21 protein-coding genes are annotated in these 22,814 nt (G+C 41.7%); 2 read left to right on the forward strand and 19 right to left on the reverse strand.

The features are described 5' to 3' along the window. Window positions 1-24 precede the first annotated feature (24 nt). Window positions 25-2,043 carry a penicillin-binding protein gene (locus DESACI_RS14000; protein WP_014827845.1) on the reverse strand — a complete coding sequence of 673 codons (2,019 nt, stop codon included), beginning with the start codon at window positions 2,041-2,043 and terminating at the stop codon, window positions 25-27. A gap of 154 nt (window positions 2,044-2,197) precedes the next feature. Here DESACI_RS14000 and DESACI_RS24805 point away from each other — a divergent pair, with 154 nt between their 5' ends. Continuing rightward, complete coding sequence (locus tag DESACI_RS24805) at window positions 2,198-2,365, forward strand: hypothetical protein (protein WP_014827846.1); 168 nt, start codon at window positions 2,198-2,200, stop codon at window positions 2,363-2,365. A gap of 314 nt (window positions 2,366-2,679) precedes the next feature. Here DESACI_RS24805 and DESACI_RS14005 read toward each other — a convergent pair whose 3' ends face one another. The 9 genes from DESACI_RS14005 to trxB all read right to left on the reverse strand — a co-directional run bounded on the left by DESACI_RS14005 (window position 2,680) and on the right by trxB (window position 11,222). Continuing rightward, the gene (locus tag DESACI_RS14005; RefSeq protein WP_014827847.1) at window positions 2,680-3,648 is read right to left on the reverse strand and encodes a rhomboid family intramembrane serine protease; all 969 of its coding nucleotides are present in this window, start codon (window positions 3,646-3,648) and stop codon (window positions 2,680-2,682) included. A 14-nt stretch (window positions 3,649-3,662) separates the two neighbouring features. After that, window positions 3,663-4,550: a nickel pincer cofactor biosynthesis protein LarC gene (larC, locus tag DESACI_RS14010; protein ID WP_014827848.1), complete on the reverse strand. Its 888-nt coding sequence runs from the start codon at window positions 4,548-4,550 to the stop codon at window positions 3,663-3,665. 13 nt (window positions 4,551-4,563) lie between these two features. After that, window positions 4,564-5,325 (reverse strand): nickel pincer cofactor biosynthesis protein LarB, encoded by a 762-nt coding sequence (gene larB, locus DESACI_RS14015; RefSeq protein ID WP_014827849.1) that lies wholly within the window; start codon window positions 5,323-5,325, stop codon window positions 4,564-4,566. Between the two features lie 2 nt (window positions 5,326-5,327). Then, window positions 5,328-6,152, reverse strand: a complete 825-nt coding sequence (larE, locus tag DESACI_RS14020; protein WP_014827850.1) for an ATP-dependent sacrificial sulfur transferase LarE — start codon at window positions 6,150-6,152, stop codon at window positions 5,328-5,330. 244 nt (window positions 6,153-6,396) lie between these two features. Then, window positions 6,397-6,678 carry a ferredoxin family protein gene (locus tag DESACI_RS14025; RefSeq protein ID WP_014827851.1) on the reverse strand — a complete coding sequence of 94 codons (282 nt, stop codon included), beginning with the start codon at window positions 6,676-6,678 and terminating at the stop codon, window positions 6,397-6,399. Beyond that, a complete protein-coding gene (locus tag DESACI_RS14030; protein WP_014827852.1) occupies window positions 6,675-7,967 on the reverse strand; it encodes an FAD-dependent oxidoreductase in 1,293 nt (430 codons plus the stop codon). Before DESACI_RS14030 ends, DESACI_RS14025 begins: the two co-directional genes overlap by 4 nt. Window positions 7,968-7,979: 12 nt before the next feature. Next, window positions 7,980-9,308, reverse strand: coding sequence for an electron transfer flavoprotein subunit alpha (locus tag DESACI_RS14035; protein ID WP_014827853.1), 1,329 nt, complete (start codon window positions 9,306-9,308; stop codon window positions 7,980-7,982). Continuing rightward, window positions 9,308-10,141: an electron transfer flavoprotein subunit beta/FixA family protein gene (locus DESACI_RS14040; RefSeq protein ID WP_014827854.1), complete on the reverse strand. Its 834-nt coding sequence runs from the start codon at window positions 10,139-10,141 to the stop codon at window positions 9,308-9,310. The genes DESACI_RS14035 and DESACI_RS14040 overlap by 1 nt, the downstream gene beginning before the upstream one ends. Window positions 10,142-10,265: 124 nt before the next feature. Next, window positions 10,266-11,222, reverse strand: coding sequence for a thioredoxin-disulfide reductase (trxB, locus tag DESACI_RS14045; protein ID WP_148271310.1), 957 nt, complete (start codon window positions 11,220-11,222; stop codon window positions 10,266-10,268). 170 nt (window positions 11,223-11,392) lie between these two features. On the opposite strand from trxB, the gene DESACI_RS14050 reads away from it, so the two are divergent. Then, window positions 11,393-14,146 carry a UPF0182 family membrane protein gene (locus DESACI_RS14050; RefSeq protein ID WP_014827856.1) on the forward strand — a complete coding sequence of 918 codons (2,754 nt, stop codon included), beginning with the start codon at window positions 11,393-11,395 and terminating at the stop codon, window positions 14,144-14,146. A 288-nt stretch (window positions 14,147-14,434) separates the two neighbouring features. Here DESACI_RS14050 and DESACI_RS23130 read toward each other — a convergent pair whose 3' ends face one another. The 9 genes from DESACI_RS23130 to DESACI_RS14100 all read right to left on the reverse strand — a co-directional run bounded on the left by DESACI_RS23130 (window position 14,435) and on the right by DESACI_RS14100 (window position 22,778). After that, a complete protein-coding gene (locus DESACI_RS23130) occupies window positions 14,435-15,853 on the reverse strand; it encodes a hypothetical protein (RefSeq protein ID WP_014827857.1) in 1,419 nt (472 codons plus the stop codon). Window positions 15,854-15,884: 31 nt separating this feature from the next. Beyond that, window positions 15,885-16,850: a phosphodiester glycosidase family protein gene (locus DESACI_RS14060; RefSeq protein ID WP_041276523.1), complete on the reverse strand. Its 966-nt coding sequence runs from the start codon at window positions 16,848-16,850 to the stop codon at window positions 15,885-15,887. A gap of 683 nt (window positions 16,851-17,533) precedes the next feature. After that, window positions 17,534-17,962: an OsmC family protein gene (locus DESACI_RS14070; protein ID WP_014827860.1), complete on the reverse strand. Its 429-nt coding sequence runs from the start codon at window positions 17,960-17,962 to the stop codon at window positions 17,534-17,536. A 40-nt stretch (window positions 17,963-18,002) separates the two neighbouring features. After that, window positions 18,003-18,578 carry an ANTAR domain-containing response regulator gene (locus DESACI_RS14075; RefSeq protein ID WP_014827861.1) on the reverse strand — a complete coding sequence of 192 codons (576 nt, stop codon included), beginning with the start codon at window positions 18,576-18,578 and terminating at the stop codon, window positions 18,003-18,005. A 212-nt stretch (window positions 18,579-18,790) separates the two neighbouring features. After that, entirely contained in the window at window positions 18,791-19,453 is a 663-nt protein-coding gene (locus DESACI_RS14080) for a hypothetical protein (protein WP_014827862.1), read from the reverse strand. Window positions 19,454-19,679: 226 nt separating this feature from the next. Then, window positions 19,680-20,414 (reverse strand): phosphatase, encoded by a 735-nt coding sequence (locus tag DESACI_RS14085; protein WP_041276524.1) that lies wholly within the window; start codon window positions 20,412-20,414, stop codon window positions 19,680-19,682. Between the two features lie 74 nt (window positions 20,415-20,488). Beyond that, on the reverse strand, window positions 20,489-21,067 hold the full coding sequence (locus tag DESACI_RS14090) for a hypothetical protein (RefSeq protein WP_014827864.1): 579 nt from the start codon (window positions 21,065-21,067) through the stop codon (window positions 20,489-20,491). Window positions 21,068-21,176: 109 nt separating this feature from the next. Further along, the gene (locus DESACI_RS14095; protein WP_014827865.1) at window positions 21,177-21,989 is read right to left on the reverse strand and encodes an ATP-binding protein; all 813 of its coding nucleotides are present in this window, start codon (window positions 21,987-21,989) and stop codon (window positions 21,177-21,179) included. A gap of 30 nt (window positions 21,990-22,019) precedes the next feature. Beyond that, window positions 22,020-22,778 (reverse strand): DnaD domain-containing protein, encoded by a 759-nt coding sequence (locus DESACI_RS14100; protein WP_014827866.1) that lies wholly within the window; start codon window positions 22,776-22,778, stop codon window positions 22,020-22,022. Between the last annotated feature and the right edge of the window lie 36 nt (window positions 22,779-22,814).

The following is a 22,814-nucleotide window of genomic DNA, read 5'->3' on the forward strand; positions in this document are numbered from 1 at the left end:
ACGATGAGTTCGATTAGTTATCATCTAAGGCGTTAAAGGAGAAAACTTTATTTCGAGTGTTGAACCCTTACTCACTACTTTCCCAGGGAGAGGATTTTGCTGAACTACGAGTCCGCTCCCCGTAAAGTCAAAATGCAGGCCTGATTTTGCTATTAGGTCACCTGCTTGACGCATCGTCATTCCGGTTAAATCAGGAATAATTGCTTCGTAAACACCTGGCGAACGTTCAGGAATAACGGGTTGGGGCGAAGGCCTAACCTGTGAATCACCAGATGAAATGGAAACAGTGCTTAGAGTATCCTTTGCTGACGGAATACCAAAATATTGAAGAGCACCTTCAATAATAGCCTTAGCCGGAGGTCCTCCTAAAGTTCCGCCTTGATGGCCTTCTGCGCTTTTAGGAGTATCAATAATCACAAGGACTGCGATTTTAGGATTTTCTGCCGGTGCAAAGGCGGCGAAAGAAGCTATAAAATCCGTCGTGGAATACCCTCCGGTTCTGGGATCCACTTTTTGTGCGGTACCCGTTTTGCCTGCCACATTGATTCCAGGGATTTGAGCAAGATGACCTGTCCCAGCAGATACAACTTGTTCGAGAATATTGGTCATTTGTACTGCTGTCGCCTTTGATATGACTTGACGAATGGGCTTAGATTTCAGTTCCTGAACCACCTCTCCATCCTGAGCAACAATTTTATCCACGATATAGGGCCGATATAAAGTTCCTCCATTAGCAACAGCTGATATTGCCGTCAATAATTGAATAGGCGTCACTAAATTAGCTTGTCCAAAGGACATTGTTGCTAATTCTAAATCTCGTACATTTTCTTGCGGAACAAGCAAACCACTTTCTTCCCCTCTAATATCTACGCCGGTTTTGGCACCAAAACCAAAGGCCTTTAAATACGTAAAGAAGGTTCTTTTGGTTAGTTTAAGTCCTACCTGAGCTAAAACAACGTTTGAGGACAATTGCATTCCCTCAGTTAAGGTAGGATTTCCATGGGGTTTTTGATCAGAATCCCAGTTCGTGATTAAACGTGGCCCCACCCGCAAATATCCCGGATCAGGAAAGGTTTCATCCGGACTGACGACTCCTTCTTCCAGGGCACTGGAACCTGTGATAATTTTAAATGTAGATCCCGGTTCATAGGACATACTGATGGCTAAATTACGTCGTTCTTCCGGTGATGATTTGAGATAATTTGTTGGATCAAAGGTTGGTCGAGAACCTAACCCCAAAATGCGTCCGCTCATCGGATCCATAGCAAGAATTGTCACGCTGTTGGCTTTTGTATTTTGCTGCAAACTATCTAATTGCTGTTCAATCGAATATTGTATAGCAGAGTCTAAAGTAAGTACCAAAGAATTCCCTGGATGAGAAGGCTCAAGCTGATCTGCAGTTTCAAAGATAGAACGTGCTCGAGTATCTTGTTCCACTGATTGGAATCCGGGCTTGCCAAATAAGGCTTTGTCATAATATGATTCAATACCCTCAGCACCATGTCCTTCTAGATTTACAATACCAAGTGCAGCGGATGCCAAATTTCCCATAGGATATACACGTTTTTCTTCATCTGTTGTCCCTACCCCCGGAATTTTTAGGGCCATAATTTGATCAGCTTTCTGAAGGTCTACTTGATGAGCTAGACTTATCCACAATAAGTCCTTATTTAACTTACCAAGAATGTCTTGCGGATTAAGGCCTAAGATCTCCGCAAGCTCTTGAGCCGCATGTTCTTTGGTATCTTTATACTTCTTTTGGGCTATTAAATTGGACAACGTTTTGGGATCTGCATATACCTCTTTGACAGGAATGCTCTGCGCTAAAACATTTCCCTGTGCATCATAAATCGATCCCCGTTTAGGATGAAGACGCTTATCAGTTGTCCTTCGTTCAATTCCCTTGGCCTGAAGATTAGATGCCTGAACTACCTGGAGAACCACAAGTCTTCCTGCTACCAAGAAGATAAGTAGAAACAGCCCTATTTGGACCCAATAATCTCGCGAGAAATAATTTAATAAACCCTTCTTTCGTTTTTTCAAAGCATTGCTGCTCTCCTCTCGCTTAAGAAAGTCTTTATTGGTTAATAACACGAACCTTTTTCTGATACATGATGCAATCATTGTAAAAGCTGATAGATATGCACCTATTGCCCAAAATTACATAAATTAAAGAAAAACTGAAAGGAGTTTTATTATGAATAGTCCCCAAGAAATCGCGACCCGTATAACCGAAGCCTGGTTAAACGCCTTTGCCACAATTACGAAGGAATTAGGGCACGTTGATCAACATATTCCTACCCCTCAAGAAGTCAGTGAATTCTTTGCGGAAATTCACAGAACTGCTCAAAAAACTAATACATAAGAGAGCAAGTAACACTCTTCCCGTAATTCTTGGCTACAGAGACGCTTGAGCAATCCGCACTGAAGGAGTGGGCATAATGAGTTGCAGTGCGGCGATATGCTCATCAGCTTATCTTCATGGTCGGTGCGGGTTGTAGTACTTATCTAGAGGGATGGTTTAACAGAAAAGTATACTTACAGATAGTATAAAAAGAGCTTACGCTGTCTTAACTAACGATGGCAATTATTAAAGCCACCTCGCTAAGAAACCGCAAGCTCTTGTTTGTATTTTGTCCTTAGATGGGTGGAAACTATGCTTATTAAAAAGAGGTATTTTTATGAAAGTTTGGCACTCTTAGGTTTTATAAAGTTTTTCCATGATAAAAGGGCACCCATGAACATTCCTGTAAATAGTCCGCCGAGATGGGCAAAATTATCAATCCCCGGCTGCCAAAATCCAAATCCAAGGTTCACTAAAATTACAATGACAAGATTCATACCAAGACCGGATTTCCATAGATAAGGTCGTTTGTAAATAAAAAACAGTTGAGCTCCCAGAAGGCCCATAATTGCTCCTGAAGCACCTGCCGAAAGGAACGGGGAAAACAAGAAACTTGCCATTGCGCCTCCAAGACCACTTAACATATAAATCGCAAAATACTTTCCATGACCGTAACTTAGTTCAGTCAAAGGCCCTAAGGCCCATAATGCGTACAAGTTAAAGGCGAGATGAAAATATCCAATATGAATAAACATAGATGTTAATAAGCGCCACACTTGCCCGGCTTGAATTAAAGAATTAACTTTAGCACCGAAGGCGATTAATACATCCTGATTTTCCGATCCGCCCGCTAGAGTCATAAGTAAAAAAACGAGCAAGTTGATTCCAATAAATGCATAAGTAAAATAAGGAATCGGCTGTTTTTGGGGCTGAAGTTCAGCATTTAGAGAAACCGGTGTCCCACTGGCTATTTGTTTCAGCATTCTGGGAATATCTTGTTTTTTGGTAGGTGGATTGGGGAAAATATTTCCCAATTCCAGATCCCAATACCATAATTGAATGCCCGGCAAACGAGATTTCTTTAACTGCGAAGAGTCAAATCCCGAGGGACAAAAAATAATTGCATCCCAGGTTGGGATTTTAAATTCAGAGATCTTAACCGTTAGATCTTCAGACATCTCATTTAAATATCCGAAAAGAAGCCCACGCTGCAGAGAGTCATGGGTTGCACAAACCCAGTTTCCTGCAGGATAGCTCACACTCCAGTCAGACTGTCTCAGACTATCGATAATTTTCTCAATCATACTATCTCCTTAAGTTATATCTCTCCAATTACACCCCGAAGCAGGCTTGGAATGCCATAATCATTTTTACCGGAACCATAACCAACATTATGGATAATCATCTCCGGAAAATCTGTCTGCTGGGCTAAGGCCTTCATGAGCGCTGCTCCTGTAGGGGTAATAAGTTCGCCTGTAATTCCCGAATCTCTAAATTTGAAGCCACGTAACAGCATCAGAGTCGCCGGGGCCGGTAAGGGCAGCGTTCCATGCGCACATTGAACAAATCCTTTTGACCAAGGGAGAGTAGAAACACGTATTTCTTCAATATCCAACTGATCCAAAGCTATACAGGTTCCCACAATATCAACCAGCGAGTCTACGGCTCCAACTTCATGAAAGTGTACTTTATCAATTGTTGTCCCATGAACGTTAGCCTCCGCTTCAGCTAGGACGTTAAACACTTTTAAAGCACTTTCTTGCGCACGTTCAGACAGGGACCCTGACATTATCATTTTTTGAATATCCGGAAGATATCGATTGTGAGCATGAGTCACGGGAGTATGATCATGTTGAACGTACTCGTTCTTATACTCATGCCCATGTTCATGGTTATGTTCATGGGCATGCTCATGCTCGTGCTCATGGTCATGGTCATGGTCATGACCGTGAGTATGATTATTTGCAAACTCGTGATTGTGACTGAAGTTTTGTTTGTGTTCGTGATTATCTAATACTACAACATCAATGTCCGTTGCTTGAATGCCTTGAACTTGACGCAAGCGGATATCTAATCGAAATTCATTTAGGCCTATTGAATGTAATTGCTCTATAATCTTTTCCGGATTCGCACCTAACGCTATTAAAGAGCCTAAAGCCATATCTCCGCTGATTCCGGCAAATATATCCCAATAGAGAACTTTCAATTTGCTGCACCTCTTAACGATTTTTATTAATTCTACGAATGATTGTTGAAGCTAAAGAAGCAGCACCAAAACCATTGTCAATATTTACAACGCCTACCCCTGAAGCACAGCTGTTCAGCATGCTGAGTAATGCTGCGAGCCCTTGAAAATGTGCGCCATAACCTACGCTTGTCGGGACAGCAATCACAGGCTGGTCAACTAATCCACCGACGACACTCGCTAAGGCTCCTTCCATTCCTGCCACGACAATCAGCACTTCGGCACTATCCATACTGTCTCGTTGGGCAAGAAGGCGATGAAGACCCGCAACTCCAACATCATAAATTGTCTCTGCTTCGTGACCCATATAACGGGCTGTGATCCAAGCTTCCCGGGCAACGGGCAAATCTGCAGTTCCAGCTGTCATTATCAGAATTTTCCCCGGAATTGATGGCTCTTCCAAAGGATGAAATAAGAGACAGCGTGCCAGCGGATCGTACTGAGCGTTTGGAAAATGCTGCAAAATCCGTTCGGCATGGTCTGGAACGAGCCGGGTTGCCAGGACATTTTGAGATTTAGCACCCAAATGTTTTAAGATAGAGATGATCTGTTCGGGCTGTTTTCCTTGACAAAAAATAACTTCGGATTGCCCTGTCCGCAGCCCTCGATGATGGTCTAAACGAGCAAAACCCAAATCCTCAAAGGGTAATTCTCTTAATTGACCCAACGCTTGTTCCGGTGAGCAAGCTCCTGACTTAACCTCTTCAAGGAGGGCTTTGATTGTCTCTTCATTCATGATTAATCATCCTTCTGATCTGGGTTTAGGCTTCCAGAACGAAGCCCTTCTAAGTCTAATGTTACAAAGCGGAAACCTAATTTTTTGATAGCCGTAACGATTTCTGTATGTTTTTGGATCAATGATGTGAAAGCTTGGATGGGAATTTCAATCCGTGCTATATCTTGATGCACCCGAAGGCGGCACTCATTAAAACCCAAACTGTTGAGGAGAGCTTCAGCTTGAGCAATTCTCGTTAATAATTCGAGAGTGATCATATCGCCGTAAGGAACTCTCGAAGCAAGACAGGCCATGGAGGGCTTGTCCCAAGTTAGTAAATTACGGCACCGAGACAAAGCTCGAATCTCTTCTTTTTTGAGGCCGACTTCCAGTAAGGGGCTTATGATCTTTAACTCTTTCAGAGCCTTGCGGCCGGGTCGATAATCATGGTTATCAGAAGCATTGGTACCTTCAATCAAGGTAGTATACCCCATTCTTTTACCCACAGATAAGAAGGTCGCAAAAAGCTCCTTTTTGCAAAAATAACACCGGTCTGGTGGATTATCACGAAAAGCTTGCAATTCCATAACATTGATATCGATTACTTTGACCGGAAAATTATACATTTGAGCTAAATTTAAGGCTGAAGTCTGTTCTTGCGCAGAAACCATCGGCCCGCAAGCAAACACCGCTTGGCAATTTTGGCCTAAAGCTTCATGGGCTATGGCCAGGAGATACGTAGAATCTACTCCGCCTGAAAAGGCTACTAACACCTTTTTATAGGATTTTATAAGCTCGATAAGTTGAGTTTCTTTGTTTAACGTTTCTTCGCTAAGTGTCAAGTTCATGCTTTTCTCCCTTCCACTCTATTCTACCTATCGTTTAAATGGCTGTCAAAGAAACTTTAGAAAGCAAACAATTAAGAATCCCCATCCCCTATCGATGCTGCCCGACCTGAAGGGATGGCCTGTTTTCATCATCCGATGATGTTGCGCAGTGGCATGGAGGTCTAATAGTCAAGAAAAGAGGAAGACTGCAATACGGTCTTCCTCTTTGTCGAGTTTCTAGCATTTTTGTGAACTGGATATTCAATCAGCCATTTTTCCACGAGACTCCAAACCCGCCTCTAGGATACTTCCAATTGATGTTGCCATAAGGGCAGCCAATCAAACAAGTTCCGCATTCAAGACACCCTTCGTATCCCACGGAAATACGCTTCTCCTCATCGTCCCAATCATAAACGTGGGCGGGGCAGATGCGGGTACAAGGTTTGTCCTGACACTGATTTAAACATATTTTAGGATCATTAATCTTAATATGACTCAACTTATCCGTATTAAATCGCACCAAATAGAGTTTATCATCTAATTTCATAATAAGGCCCTCCATGCACCGTAGAGATCTTTAATGAAGCCGCCTTTTGACCGCTGTTCGAAAAGCATTTGTATAATTTCTTTCTGGCGTTGTTTTTTGGGAGTTCCATCTGCCGTTAAATACATTTTAGCAGCCTTAGAGAACATTTTGGGATAGATCTTTAGAAGATGGGGATTATCCTCGAAGAATTTACCCATATGGCGATAATGATGAAGATCCTTCAAAACAAAAGAATCGCGCAAACGGGATTCATAAACAGCCATAGCTTGATCGCTGACATCTCCGGCTTTGATGGCTTGAGCGGCAACTTCGCCGGCAATTTTTCCGGATACCATGGCAAGATTTGAGCCTTCACGGTTAAGAGAATTCATCAGCATAGCGGTATCCCCAACGACCATAACCCCCTGGCGATGAAGCCTTGGGACATGTGTATACCCACCCTCCGGGATGAGATGAGCCAGATACTCCTTAGTTTCACCGCCCTGCAAAAGCCGCTTGACATAAGGTTTCGCTTTAAGATTTTCCAAGAGATCATTGGGAGTCCAATGTTCCCGTACTACCGATTCCAGGATAGCTCCAACTCCGATGGAAATTGAATCCTTATTGGTATAGATAAATCCAACACCCATCATCCCTGCTGTTGAGTCCCCGTATAACTCGATGGTGGCTCCCTGTCCTTCATCGAGGCAGAAACGATCCTCGATCTTTTCTTTTGGCAACGAGATGATTTCTTTGACGGTGACAGCGACCGTTGCCGGCTTTAAGGATTTTGCCAATCCGGCTTTAACAGCTAAAAAGTTATTGACTCCTTCGGCAATAATAACAACTTTAGCTCCTAAGTCCCCTTCAGCTCTGCCTGTTCGAACTCCCACAACATTACCGTTTTTATAAAGAAGATCTTCAACCAGTGTTTCCGTGATGATCATAACTCCGGCTTTTTCCGCTTGTTGAGCCAGCCAGCGGTCAAATTTAACCCTTAAAATCGAATGTGCATTATAAGGTTCCGCTGCCCAATCCGGATCTCGATAACCGGCCAGAATTGATTCATCTCCGCTTAACATGGCGATCCTCTGTTCAATGATAGGGCGTTCTAACGGTGCCTCTTTCCAAAATTCCGGCACGACCATATCCGTGGCCTTTGTATAGAGGATCCCGCCCATCACATTCTTCGTACCGGGGTAATCTCCGCGTTCGATGACTAATGTTTTCATACCTGCATGAGCAGCGCTAATTGCGGCAGATAGGCCAGCAGGACCGCCTCCGACGATGATTACATCAAAGTTTTCCATGATTGCCCCTCCTTAATTAGCCACGCCGTGCTGAAGGCGTTTTTTAAATTCTGCTGTTAGTGCAGGTACGATTTGAAAAAGATCACCAACAATCCCATAATTAGCGACTTTTAGGATGGGTGCCTCTGGGTCATTGTTAATGGCTATAATAAAATCTGAAGTTTCCATACCTACTAAATGCTGAATAGCTCCTGAAATTCCGATGGCAATATATACCTTTGGACGAACGGTAACTCCTGATTGACCAACCTGTTGATCATGACTAAGCCAGCCTGCTTCTACGGCTCCTCGGGACCCCGCCAGAGTACCGCCTAAAACTTCGGCTAATTCTTCTGCCAGGACCAAGTTCCGTTTGGCCGCGAGACCCAGACCCACAGAAACTATAATTTCAGCTTTGTCTAGAAATGCGCTTCTGGCATCAGCCGGAATGAACTCCAGAACTTTTGTGCGAAAATCGCTTTCATTCGATGTGAATTCTTCGCGTATCAGTTCTCCTTGTCGTCCTTCAACCTTTTCAGGCATTTCCATGACTCTCGGCCGTACAGTGGCCATTTGCGGGCGTCTGCTGCGGCAAAGGATCGTGGCCATGATATTCCCCCCGAAGGCAGGTCGGGTTTGCTGCAGGAGTTTCGTCTCAGGATCAATACCTAATACCGTACAATCAGCAGTTAATCCTGTTTGCATCTTCGTAGCGACCGCCGGGAATACATCTCGTCCCATGGAGGTAGCGCCCATAAGTATAATTTCAGGTTGGTATTTTCGAACAAGGCCCGAAATTGCTTCAGCATAGGGTTCTGTTCTATAGTCCTTAAGCACTTCATGATCGATAACATAGACTTTCTCTGACCCGAAGGCAAAAGCTTCGGGAATCACACTATCGACTTGATAACCGGTGATCACGCCGCAAAGTTCACAGCCCAGAGAATTGGCAAGCTTTCGGCCTTCGCCCAACAACTCCCAAGAAACCGGCGCAACTCTCCCGTTGTTATATTCAATAATTACCCAAACTCCGCTCCAGACATCGCCCCCGGCAACTGGTTTCACTTGAGAACGAATTGTCTTTTTCGCATTACCTTGAGCATAATCACTTACCGCTTCCGGCAGAGGTTCTTTTAAATCAAACTTCGAACCAGCCTCCGAAGCAATTTCAGTTTTTGGTTCTTGGGGAATAGAAAGAGATAGAGCGTTTGTCGGACAAACTTTGACGCAGCTCCCCAGGTCTTTACATTTATTGGGGTCAGGATGAGCAATTCCGTCGACTAAATCAATGGCTTCCAGGGAGCATTCCATAACACACGCTCCACAACCAATACACTTTGTCTTATCAATAGCTACAGTCATTAATGCTTGCCTCCCTTCATCAGGGGATGAACCATGATGACGTTTTGTTGCAGAAGCTTTTGGACAACCGAAGCAGCAATCCCTGCCGGATCTTTCGTACCATCCATGATCTCCCCGCCGGATCGTCCGGGAGGCGCAAATATCCTGGAAACACTTGTAGGAGATCCCTTAAGGCCCATCTGCTTCAAGTCAAAAGGTAAGGAATCAACGGTCCAAACTTCCGGTTCGTAGGCAGCAGCATTCATCATATTGGGAAGAGAAGCGTAGCGTATGTCATTTAGTTCTTTTTCCACCGTAATTAACGCGGGCAGTTGAGCTTGAACTATTTGCCGGCCACTTTCAGTTTTTCGTTCAACGGTGATGCTTGTATCCGTTAGTTCCTTAATCTTAATAGCATAAGTTAACTGTGGAAAGCCAAGCCTTTGAGCAATGCCCGGCCCAGTTTGAGCAGTGTCGCCATCAATTGCTTCTTTACCGGCAAAAACTAAATCAATGGGTTCTGTCTCATGAATTTTTTTAAGAGCCGTCGAAATAATATAAGCTGTTGCCAATGAGTCTGAACCGCCAAAAGCACGGTCACTCAAGAGAATTGCGCGATCCGCGCCAAAAGACATGGCTTTTTTTAGAGCTTCTTTGGCCTGCGGAGGGCCCATGCTGACGATAGTTACTTTACCGCCAGCCTTTTCTTTTAAGCGAATTGCTTCTTCTAAGCCATGAGCATCATAGGGATTAATAATTGAGGGTACTCCCTCCCGCATGAGGGTATTGGTATTGGGATCAATTCGGACTTCTGAGGTATCAGGTACTTGTTTTAGGCAGACCACAAAGTGCACTGAGCATTCCACCTCTATTTTTTAATTAGTTTAAATTGTTTGAAGTTTACTATAGCATATTATAAGCATTACAAATTATCAAGGTCTTATTTTTCAAAAAACCTTAAAATTCTACAAATAATGCTTACTTGTGATGCTGCTCTGCTAAATACTTCTCAACTTCAACTGCAGCAAGGGCTCCGTCACCAACCGCCGTAGAGACTTGCCGCAGCGGCGTAGTGCGAATATCTCCGGCTGCGTACACACCCTCTATATTTGTCTGCAAAAACTGGTTAGTATATATATACCCTCGTTCGTCGGTTTTTATCTCACTATCAATAAACTGAACGTTAGGACTTGTTCCAACATAAATGAAGACACCATCAGCTTTTATTTCTTTCCTTGTTGAGTCAAGGGCATTACGAACGCGTACTCCTTCGACATGATCTGACCCCAGAATCTCTTCTACCACATAATTAAGTTCAAAGCGAATTTTAGAGTTTTCCTTGGCCCGGTCAACGATAATTTGTGAAGCCCTGAAACCCTCACGCCGATGAATAAGAATGACTTCTTCAGCAAATTTAGTAAGGTATAATCCTTCTTCAATAGCCGAATCTCCTCCGCCAACGACGACAACTTTTTTTCCGCGAAAGAAAGCTCCGTCGCAAGTGGCACAATAAGACACTCCCCTCCCTTTGAAAAACTCTTCACCAGGAACATTCAGCAGCCTAGGCTTAGAACCTGCCGCAATAATCAGGGCCTTTGCTTCTAAAACAGAGCTGTCGGTATGAATTTTCTTCACGGTTTCCTTGAGATCAAGGCCTTTTACTTCTTCATAAACAAATTCAACTCCAAATGACAAGGCTTGCTGATGGAAGGCGTTCATTAGTTCATAACCGTTGACACCTTCAGGAAAACCAGGATAGTTTTCGATTTTGTCTGTTGAAGCTGCTTGTCCGCCGGGCATTGCTAATTCAACGATGGCCGTTTTAAGTCCTCCACGGGAGGCGTAGATTCCTGCAGTAAGACCTGCAGGACCTGCTCCAACGATTATTACATCATAAATCATTTGTAACAACTCCTCTAACAATACTGTCGACATACCCCTTACGGGTATTTTTTATAGTATACCATATTAATGCTAAGGTTAGAAAGACTCTAATTGCAATTTCGAAAAAATTTGGAAGGGATTTTTAATTCTTGGGAAGAATATATGAATACTAGCTTAATGAAACAACAATTTATTGTTATAGTTTGAAGGGGGATTCTCTATTGCAACGTTTTTACAAAATTCTCGTTGGCCTAATTCTAATTGCCGCTTTACTAAAAGCATCCAGCGGCTTATATGAAGATTGGTTATGGTTTAAGGACTTAGGTTACACACAGCTCTTTTGGACACCGCTCTTAAGTAAGGTTCTTTTCCAAGCTGTCAACGGAACGATTCTCTTCTTATTTATTGCCGGAACTCTTTTTTCCATACGGCATGCCATTGTAACCTTCGTTAATGAACGTCTGCGCCTTAGGTTACGTCTGGTGCAAGATATGAACAAACCTGTCTTGAGCCTAAGCCAGCGCAGAGTGACGATTTGGCTGCTCATCATATCGGCTGTCGTAAGCTTTGGGGTGAGCTTTATCGCTGGGTTTACCGGCTGGCTGGACGTTTTATCCTTTATCCACGCTACTCCTTTCGGTCAAACCGATCCAATTTTCGGTAAGGATTTAGCATTTTATTTCTTTCAACTACCTTTTCTAAGAACTTTATTTAATGCTTTCTTTGGCCCTCTCTTTCTTTTGACCTTATTTACGGCAATCTTTTATATTGTGACAAGAGTGCTGAAACTTCATTCCCTAAAATTTTGGCGTAAGGGATCGGTAGAAATTACAGCGGGAGCCCGCAGGCACCTTGCATTATTAATATGTATTCTTTTTGCCCTCAAAGCCTTTGGCTATTATCTTAACATTTTTCAGTTACTTTATTCTGTCCATGGTCATGTTGTTGGTGCAGGTTACGTTGATTTAACGGCGACTCTCCCTGCCCTCAAAGTTTTAATAGTTATCAGCATCATAGGCTTTATCTCAGCTATCATTGCCCAATCATTTAAAGACCCTCGTCTTCTGACACTTCCGGTTGCCGGAATCGTTGTCGTTGGAATTCTCATCTATGGCATCTTTCCATCTCTGCTGCAATCGTTTGTTGTAATTCCTAACGAACTGACTAAAGAACAGCCTTACATTCAAAATGAAATTGCCATGACTCGTTACGGTTATGGTTTAGACCATATCGCTGAAACAAATTATCCCGGAAACACTCCGATTACCTTGGGCGCGTTAAAAGCGGATCAGGGGACTTTAAACAATATCCGTCTCAATGATACACGTCCTCTGCTGCAAACGTTCACCCAAAAACAAGGAATTCGTCTTTATTACAAGTTCAATGATATTGATATCGACCGTTATACGATTGATGGTGAATACCGCCAAGTGATGCTAGGACCACGGGAAATCTCAACACCCGACTTAGACCCTAAGGCTCAAACCTTTGTCAATTTACACTTTGTGTATACTCACGGTTATGGTGTCGCCGCCTCCTTTGCCAATGCTGTCAGTCCCGAGGGATTGCCATCGTTTGCAATCAGCGACATCCCTCCTGTCACTAATTTCCCTGAACTCAAACTAAAGGAACCCCGTATCTACTATGGAGAACTTACCAACGATTGGGTGGTTGCCGATACCTCAGTTAAAGAGTTTGATTATCCTCAGGGCGACTCTAATGCCGAAACCTCTTATACCGGCAAAACAGGTATCCAATTTACCCCCCTCAACAAATTCATGCTTTCCCTTAGTCACGGAACTTTACGCTTCTATCTTGCCAGTGAAATAACCCCCAATAGCAAAATGCTGATCTATCGCAATATTAAGGAACGGGTGCAAAAGTTAGCTCCCTTTCTCACCTATGATTCTGATCCCTATATGGTCATCGATAATGGCCGTCTTAAATGGATCATTGATGCTTATACTACTTCCGATGCCTTACCCTACTCGAATAAATACTCTGACCAAGAATTCAACTACATCCGTAACTCCGTGAAGGTAGTTATTGATGCCAATGACGGTACTGTTGATTTTTACGCTGTTGATCCCCAAGATCCTATCCTAAAAACCTACATGAGCATTTTCCCAGGGGTCTTTAAAGATTTCAGCAGTTTCCCACCATCACTGAAGAGTCATCTGCGTTATCCTGAAACTCTTTTCACGATTCAAAGTAATATGCTTAGAACGTTCCATATGACTGATCCTTCAGTCTTCTATAATAAGGAAGATGCCTGGGACATTGCTAAAGAACTTTACCAAGCAAAACCTCAAAATGTTGATCCCTATTATACGATCATGACCATTCCCGGCGAAACAAAACCCGAGTTTGTACTTATACTGCCCTTTACACCTGCTTCCAGCGAATCTAATTCTCGTAACAATATGGTGGCTTGGATGGCCGCCCGAATGGATGGAAAACATTATGGCCAGCTCTTGCTCTTTAAGCTACCGAAAAATATTGAAGTCGACGGACCCTTGCAAATTGAATCGCGCATTGATCAGGATCCGGATATTTCACGCCAATTGTCCCTGTGGGATCAAAAAGGTTCAAGTGTCATCCGCGGAAACCTCTTAGCCATTCCCATAGGGGGAAACTTCTTATATGTTGAACCGATTTATCTCCAATCTGATAAAGGCGGAAGCATCCCAGAAATGAAACGAGTCGTACTCGCTTACGAAGATAAGTTAGTGATGACGGACAATTTAGGATCAGCCTTAACCCAAGTATTTGGCGAAGGAACTCCTCAACCAACAACCCCAGGACAAAGCGCTGTTCCGCCGACGCAAACCACTACGCCCCAATCGCAAAACCCAAGTAATCAATCACAATCCATTACCTCAATCCTTGACCAAATGAACCAAATGCGGGACTTACTTGATAACTTAGAAACTCAGCTAAAAAATCTACAAAGTGGCTCAAGCACGGCACAGTAAAACTAATCCATTGCAGGCCTGTAACTCAAAGACATTTTCGCAATCCCAAGGTTAAGCTTTCTAACTCTGATAAAACTTTCCGAACACAATCGACCTCAAGGGAAGTTAGCTCCGCCCAAAAGAGTGAACTTATTGCCTGGAGAGACGGTAAAGCTAACAAAGCTTTCTTGATAGAAGTGGAGCCGTGGCAGGTATCTGAATACTAGAAGAATAAATTAAGGAGCGCTGATAAGCGCTCCTCGATTTTTTTACCGATTTAATTGTGAATTGTCTTACTCATTCCTTCACTTATGATTTTAGCGGCTGGAGTTCAGCAAGAGTTGAATCCCCATTTTTGGTAAGCTGTACAAGTTCCGCGCCATCCACGGAGACATAATTTTCGTCACCTTTCAATTGAACTTCTGAGAGCTTGCCTTTATTGCTAATAATATTGGCAGTTTGATTATCATAGACTACAACTTGCCCATTTGCTCCAATGAGAGTTCGCACTGAATCATCATAAGGAATTGATCCTTCCCAAAGGGTGTTAAACGATGGGTTACTCGTTACGTGGTTGGGATCATTGGCCGTTTTCACTCTGATAAGATGGTTATTTTCTATTTCTCCGATATAGACGTTACCATCTCTAATACCTAAAATTTGATCATTATTTTGCTTAGAAATGGTAACACGCTTAGAACCATCTAAAGCAACGACTTCGTGATTATAGCCAACTTTGCTGTCCAGGTAAAGTGTCCCATAGCGATCAGAAGCTGCCATATTATCTATACTTTCTCCTGACTTACTTAAAGTTTTCACATTTTTCATAACATCAATTTCCAGAAGCAATTCGGATTTCTCACTTTTTACTGTTAGGTACATCAAATTAGTAAATGTAGAAACCACTAATTCCTCGATCTTTCCGCCGGCAGGGAAGTTATCAATCGTTTGATTAAATCGATCATCAGGTGCAGTCGAGTCATCATTGCTGTCTGGAAGGTCGAGAGAATATAACTCGGTTAGTTGTGGGTTGTTATAACGTTTCACGGTATAAGGTTTAGCAGACTGTTCTTTAGTTGTATCTTTAGCCGCTGAATTAGAATTAGAATTAGAATTAGAATTAGAATTAGAATTAGAATTAGAATTAGAATTTGTGGTATTTGTATTCGTGTTTGAATTGGTGTTGGTGTTCGTACTAGATTTACCCGTAGTTTTATCGTTTGTTTTCGAATTAGCCTTTTCATTCGGATCTTCGGTTTTGGGCTCCGAAGTTGTTGGTGTCTGAACAGTCGTCTTTGGAGTTTGACCCGATGATTGGGGATCAGTTTGCTTGGGATAAACAGTTACTAAGGTATAGGGATTAGGATTTTTCTTAGCATAGAAATACAGCAATGTATTTCTGTCCGGCAGCCATTGATAGGTTAAAACTCCCAAGGTTTTATCGTTGCCGGAGGGAGGGGCTTTCTCAAATACAACTTTTTGTTTTTGAAGATTAAAAACCTTAAGAGTTCCATCTTCCGTATAGGCTAAATAATCCTTGGCATAGGAAACTTGCACATTTGTGAGGTTCGAGCCGGGAATTGTTGCTTTAAGCTGGGTTGTGATTATTTTAGTACCTTGATCCGGGGAAATAACTTGTTGAACTTTGTTATTTAAATATGAGTATCCCGCATATTGCAATAATAAGGAAACTAAGGTCCAAATGGCAATGATACGCAGCTTCTTCATGAGATTTCTCCTTTTTTACTGGGATTGCTTGTTAAGGGGTTACGACGAAAGCTGTCGGGATATAGCGTTCGCCAAAAATATCCCACAACTTATTTTGGACTTTCCCATTATAGACGAGTTCAGAAGAAGAACCGCCATCAAGATTAACCGCATTGATTGCATGATAGTCACTAAAAACATTCATGAGATCCCGCAGTGTCGCTCCAATGCTCCAAGTAGGTTGACGACCGTCAATTACTACGAAAATTACGGTTCCATCGGCCGTTTGCCCAATTCCCGTCCTTGGGGCGATACCCCATCCTCCATCTCCCGATATCACCTTTTGTCCATTAACAATAAGATTCGGTCCGAAGGAAACAGCTTGTTGAATATGTTTTTCTTCCAATTGACTCGCAGTCATATTTCCGATCACTAATTTTCCTTGATCATCAAAGCCAACGATATTTACAGTTTGATTCCCGACATTATTATGAACCAATTTACCATTTTGAACAGTCAATCCATCAGGAAAGGCGCCATTACCTTTTCCGTTAGGATCATAAAATCCTCCCGCATTAATTCCTGCAATGGCCCCCATATCTTGCACAAGATCGCTCACTCGTTCCCCTGTGGTCCCAATTTCTTTTGTTACGGCTAATTTCACGCGTTTAGGATCTTTAATTAACATAACTTTTCCCTTAAAACTTGGACCTTTGATGTCTTCGATTGTTATACCCGAGCTGGCATCATTGACAACACTGTTACGCGATATGTCCTGCCCGCTTAAAACGCCTTTATCATAGTTACTGTCCATAATTTTATTAATTTCATCCTGTGATAAAAAGGCTTTAACAACCTGTGGATGACGCGAGGTATAAACAGAACCTACCGCTACGGTTTTAAGTGCCTGAAATGGTCCCCAGAACAAAACAAAAGGCGCAAGAATTACTGCAAGGATAAGATTATAGCCCAGAAAGGCTAAAATCTTCTTGAATCTAATTGTTCGCTTTTTTTTCATTTTCATAAGTATTATTTTCCCCTTCTCCATTTATCTATGGATAGAAATAAAATAAAATAAATTAAAAAATTCTCTAAAGAAAACTTAGCTGGCGCTAAGCCTCTGGCGAAAGCGGCAGGTTAGTTGCACTTATGCTAGAAGACGAAGACACTGTCTTCGCACGAATTAGCTCTTCTTGCAGTATACAACCAAAGGTTACTGATAGTGTAAAAAACAAAGCCGCATTTTTGCGGCCTCGAACCCTTATTGACCTTTTGTCATTTATTGACCTCGTTTTTTAAATTCCGATATCAACTTCCAGATAGAATAAACTATAATTACTAAATAAAAAAATATGCTAAACTGAATAGAAGACCACTGAGCCGTTCGCTGATATACCTCAATCAGTTGGATAAAGAGCCCGGAAGCCATACCAACAATTATGATAGTCCATAAATAAAGTGTAACCTGATGATTTTTTCGCTTGGAAAAATAATAAAAATAAAGTATGACCGCTATAATAAATATACTTCTTAAAGCCATCAATAAAATTGACATTCTTCATCCTCATTCATCACAAATTTACACCCATAACGCCGTATCTAGTATAACAAAACATAGTAATTCAATCAAGGATTGTCTTAGGATTATACTTTGGAGAATTCACCCAAAAAGCTAGAAAAGAGTCGTTCAAAGAACGACTCTCAAGGCTGTACTTGATCGGGATTCACTTCAATCCTATAGGTCAAATTAGCTGCTTTATCAATCATATTGGCCACACTGCAATATTTGTCCATAGAGAGCTGAACAGCCCGACGCAATTTATCCTCGGGAAGAGATTCACCCCAAAACTTATAAACAACTTCAATATCTTTAAATACCTTGGGATGATCGCTGGACCGTTCCCCTTCTACTGTTGTCTCAAATCGTTTAAATTTCACTTGCATTTTACCTAGGATTGAAACGATATCCATACCGCTGCAGCCCGCAATAGCCATTAAAAGAAGTTCCATAGGATTGGAGCCATGCCCTGAACCACCGGCAGTTATCGCTGTATCAATATGAGTTATCGTTTTCGAGCTTCCTTCACCTTGAAAGTACATTCCTTTAATATATTTTACCTTAACTTTCATAATAAAATCATCTCCTTTTTCCAACAGTTTAAAAGTAAATCTATGCAGGCAGCCACACGCCTTTAAGAACTTCTTGAGCTACAGTCCTCATGGATTTTCTGGTAGACATCGCCTGATCGCGAAGCGACTTGTAAGCCTCCTGCTCGGTAACACCCCGTTTTTGGATGATGCATAATAACGCTTGAAAAATAATCTTCCGAGTCTTGAGTTCTTCTTCTATACGCTGTACTTGCTGATAATGTTCTGATTCACGCTGATAACGATGTTCCGCCATTTGTATACCCGCTACCATTTCCAAAACGCGCGAAGGGTATACAATGACATGATGTGCATCTGCTTCTATGACTTCTGGAAGCACATAATGTTCTTCCTGCGTTAAGACAACTACTATTGGGCAAAGGTGTTGCAGCACGAGATTTTGGAGAACTTCCGATGAACTTAAGCCACGAAGATTCCACCCCATAATTACGAGATCCGGTTCATAACGATGAATAAAACGAAGGGCCTCCATACCGTTGTCAGTTGAAGCTAGAAGTTGATAATTAGCCAAGGGCAGCATAGATTTAATTTCCTGATTTAAGGAAGCTTTTCCCGAAACTAAGATAGCCCTTTTCAAAGAATTTCACCCATTTCACTTCCGTAATTAACCTTGAATAATGTTATTATTTCTTCGACATAACTATGTACTTACCTGCTTTTAAAGAAAACTTGGCTGGTGCCAACCAAGACACTGTCTGCGCACGTATAGCCCTTTTTACGGCATACCACCAAAGTTAATACTTTTCGATGGTATTAAAAAACGCTCGCAGGAGCGTTTTCTTTTATAGTTTATTTTGCTACCGCACCAATATGATCTTCATTGGCGCAAAACTCAGGATCTTGCTGACTCGCGGCAGGATTATATTTGACAGAATCAATTCTTAGAGGAAAGACGAGAACAAATAGAGCAATTCCTCCAAAAGCAAAGGCTAAATATTGTATAGATAATAAGGCAAAAACAATAGGGATAAACTTCCCAGGGGTTCCAATAGCATAACTAAAAGGCTGAATCAATTTAAGGTTAGCATTCTGTAATTCATTGGTGGTCGAACCAGATATCGGGCTTTTGTCAGGTAAAATCCAAACAGGTTTTAGATTATTTTTATCTTCAACAGATTGAATGATCTGCTGACCAATTTTATAAAAAGGATCTATTGAGGAAAAATAAATAAACCCCTTTGTCGTATATATTTTATCGAGCTCTATAGGTGTCCCGGTTAAACCTGCTTTGGTATCAGTATATTCTATCCGCAAAATATCGTTTTTGCTAAAATTTACTGGTCCATTACCAGTAACAACAGTATACAAATCGCCATCAACCAATTCGATATTTGAGACTTTAACATCCAGGAGCTTTATGCCAACCATTGACAGGAAGATAACTAATATGCTTAAAATGATCACAGCTCCCGCTATACGTTCGCGATCGAACTGTCTTTCTTTATTAAACAACTCCGACACGTCCTTTTCTTATCTTCTCAGATACTTGTAGTTTAACCACAAAACTCATTGTACTATAATTTTTTTTTGGAAACAAATATTAATTAATTTATCAATAGGAACAATCTATCAAGAAATGGATAGAAAATGAAAAAAGAAGGCTCACAGCCCTCTTTAAATCCTATTTCTGTTCTAAACACAGGTTTAAAACATTCCCGGAGATTATATAACCACCTATTTATTGCTTGGCCGTAAAACGCTTTTGACGTCGTTCTTCCAAATAAGCAAGAACGCGTTCAGGTGAGGTATTGAAAATTTGTTCCTCCTTAATTCCAACCTCTTGAGCTAAATGGAGAGAGCGATCCAATACTCCCACCCGATCCCAAAAGTGAGCATCACTTCCCAGGATAACGGGACCTTTATATTTAGCCATATAGCCTGCAAAGCGGTGGCAATTCTCCTGAGTTTCTTTTTTCCCCGACGCAAGAGAACTATTATTGATTTCCACTGGGACATTTAATTGAGCCGCCATATAAGCAACCTTTTCCAGGTCCAGCTCGAATTCAGGTCTGCCTGGGTGTACCATCATATCGGTAAAAGGGTTTTTCATAGCGTTAATATAAGCTTGCGTATTTTGTTCAATAGTGCCTCCAGGATAACATTGTACATGAAGACCTGCTAAAACAAGTTTCATCCGAACTAAATAGTTTACCGGCAGATCCAGCTCTCCTTCATGGCTTATAATGTTGGCCTCTATTCCTGGTAATAGACGGACTCCGTAAAGTTCTTCCGGCAGAATAGATAAATTCCCAAAATGATATAAAGATGGTGCTCCCAGCATACTGGGACCATGATCTGTCATTCCAAGCAATTGTAATCCTTTACGAGAAGCAGCTAAGGCATTTTCAGAAATGGTACTATAGGCGTGTCCACTAGTAATTGTATGGGTATGTAGATCTACTAATATTGTTATATTCAACCGTCTCACCTCTAGAGTATTATAACACTCTAGAATGGAGTAAACAAAAGTTCGAAGGAAAAAGAAGACTATTGCTTATTAGCGGTTGCCGGAGCCTTAACAGTAGTGTCAACCACAAAACGGAAGCTTGCTTCAGTAGCCTGGTCAACGCCGCCCACCGGATTAGGTTTAATTCGTACACTCATTAAATGTTGTCCGGCTGTCGCACTTTTTCCTAAGGCATCTCCTAAGCACTTTATTTGACGAAAAGCAACTCTAGCCTTAGCTCCGGGCTCTAATGAAGGCAATACACCGGGAGAAATAACCTTTTTAGTTTCATCTCCCAGTAAAGAAACCTGCAATTCAACCGGGATATTGGTCATCTTTTTGGCAGTATTATTTTGCACAGTTACAATTAGATCAAACGTTTTACTGGTAATTACTTGTGCACCTTTTAAGGTAACATTACCATAAGATAGATCTTTCACAACCACTGCGGGTTCTACAGTTACCCCCAACATTTGAATTTCCGGTGTGCCTTTAGCGCTATTTCCGCTAGTTTGCTTTGTTTGCCAAAGTGAGAACCCTGCTATACCAATCAGACAAATTATTAGGACACTGGTCACCATCACGAGGTACTTACGGTTAAGAGCTATAATTTTAGTCAAAGCTGACATCCTCCTTTTTCAAATTTATTCTATAGAAAAGCTATGCATGTCCCTTTAAAGACATGCATAGCTTTTAAAAATTTTCTTATAAAATCTAAAAATATTTAAGTTATTTTTTGACTCTACCTTCCCGCTCTTGATATTTCTGATGACGAATATCGCTCTCAACGGTTAAGCGAAAAATACGTGATGCTTGAATAATTCTCGAAGTAGTACGAACCCCTAAATACTCTTCCATTTCCTCAAGCGTAAGATTTGAAGTGAAAATAGTGGGAAGTTGCTCATTCATGCGATAGTTAATAATTGAATACAATCGATTCCTTGTCCAATCAGTGTAATTATGGGCACCTAAATCATCTAGGATTAGAATTGGTATCGTTCTGGCCGTATCTAGCAAATCCAATTCATTGACTTCCGATTTATAGGTTGCTCTCAATTCATCTAAAAGATCAGGCACTACTAAAAAGAGGACCTGTTTTTGCGCATCCATAAGCTCATTGGCAATAGCAGCCGCCAGAAACGTTTTTCCAGACCCTACTGGGCCCGAAAACATGATTCCCAGGATATGGGGATTTTTTCGATATTCGTCCACAAAACTCCGGGAGGCTCCTAAAGCTTTTATGGCTGTTTCGTAATGAGTTTGATCTCCGGTTTGGGAAAGGTAGTAATCAAGCTTAAAGTTCTCAAATCGGCATTTCTTTAGCTCCCGAGATATCCGAGCGGTACGAAATTGATTATCCAGTTTCTTTGAATTCATACAACTGCAGGGAAATGCCACATCTCCCTCGAGCAGAATGCCTCGGTCCTGACAAAGCGGGCATTTATATGCTGCAGTAGGTTGAACTATTTCCTTGGTTTCCTTGCTATGTGAAGGTATTGAAACGTCTGCTTTGACGTTTAAGATCTCATTAATGTGTTTCATGTCTAATCACTCCCGACTAAAGCTCCTAGATTAAAGGTAAAAATTATCATATTTGTTTGGGGAAGTTTTGGGGACTTGCTTTTTTGATCTTGAAACCTTCTTCTCTTGGCGAGATTGAAAATAGGCATCTTCAGCTTCAATTTCGGCTTTTGTCCTAAGTCCTTTCTTCTCCCATTCTCGAAGTATAGAGTCCAAATACCGAAAATTTCGAATTCCCGCACTAACTCCTCGTCTCAACGCTTCAATAATGAGTTCTTCGGAAAAATGAGTTGCCAACCACCGATCCAAGTTTTCGCACTCGATACCTGTTAAGGGTCTGCCAAGTTCTTGTTCAAAAACTCGTACTAAATTCTCCAGAGACTTCTTGGCTGGATTTGTAAAGGCCATCGATTGAGCTTGACTTAATGTACGTTCTTCTTCTAATTGCTGAGAGCGTTCTATGGCCCACATTTCCGCAAGTTCATCTATTAAACCAACAAAGCGATAACAATTTGACCACTTTTCCTCAGTGGGATTCCAATACCTCTCAATTGCCAGTAAATTTCGTTCAACCAAATGACCTACACTTTCTTCTATTTCAGATAAGGTCGCAGTCATACGCGCAGCTAAAGAAGTCAGAGTCGGGTAGGGATTTGTCTCTGCTTCACAGAGAATCTGAATTAATACCATGACTTCCCTATCTGTTATATCGAGCATTTTATAGTGGGTTAAAAGATACTTTGGAACGGACACAACCCCGGAAAAGAAAAGAGCTTGTGTAAAGCTCCCATAAACACTTACCTTATTCATTTCAATATCACTCCCTGTATATCTATCAAAATATTC

Origin of the sequence: Desulfosporosinus acidiphilus SJ4, from assembly GCF_000255115.2 — a bacterium.
Classification (GTDB): Bacteria; Bacillota; Desulfitobacteriia; order Desulfitobacteriales; family Desulfitobacteriaceae; genus Desulfosporosinus; species Desulfosporosinus acidiphilus.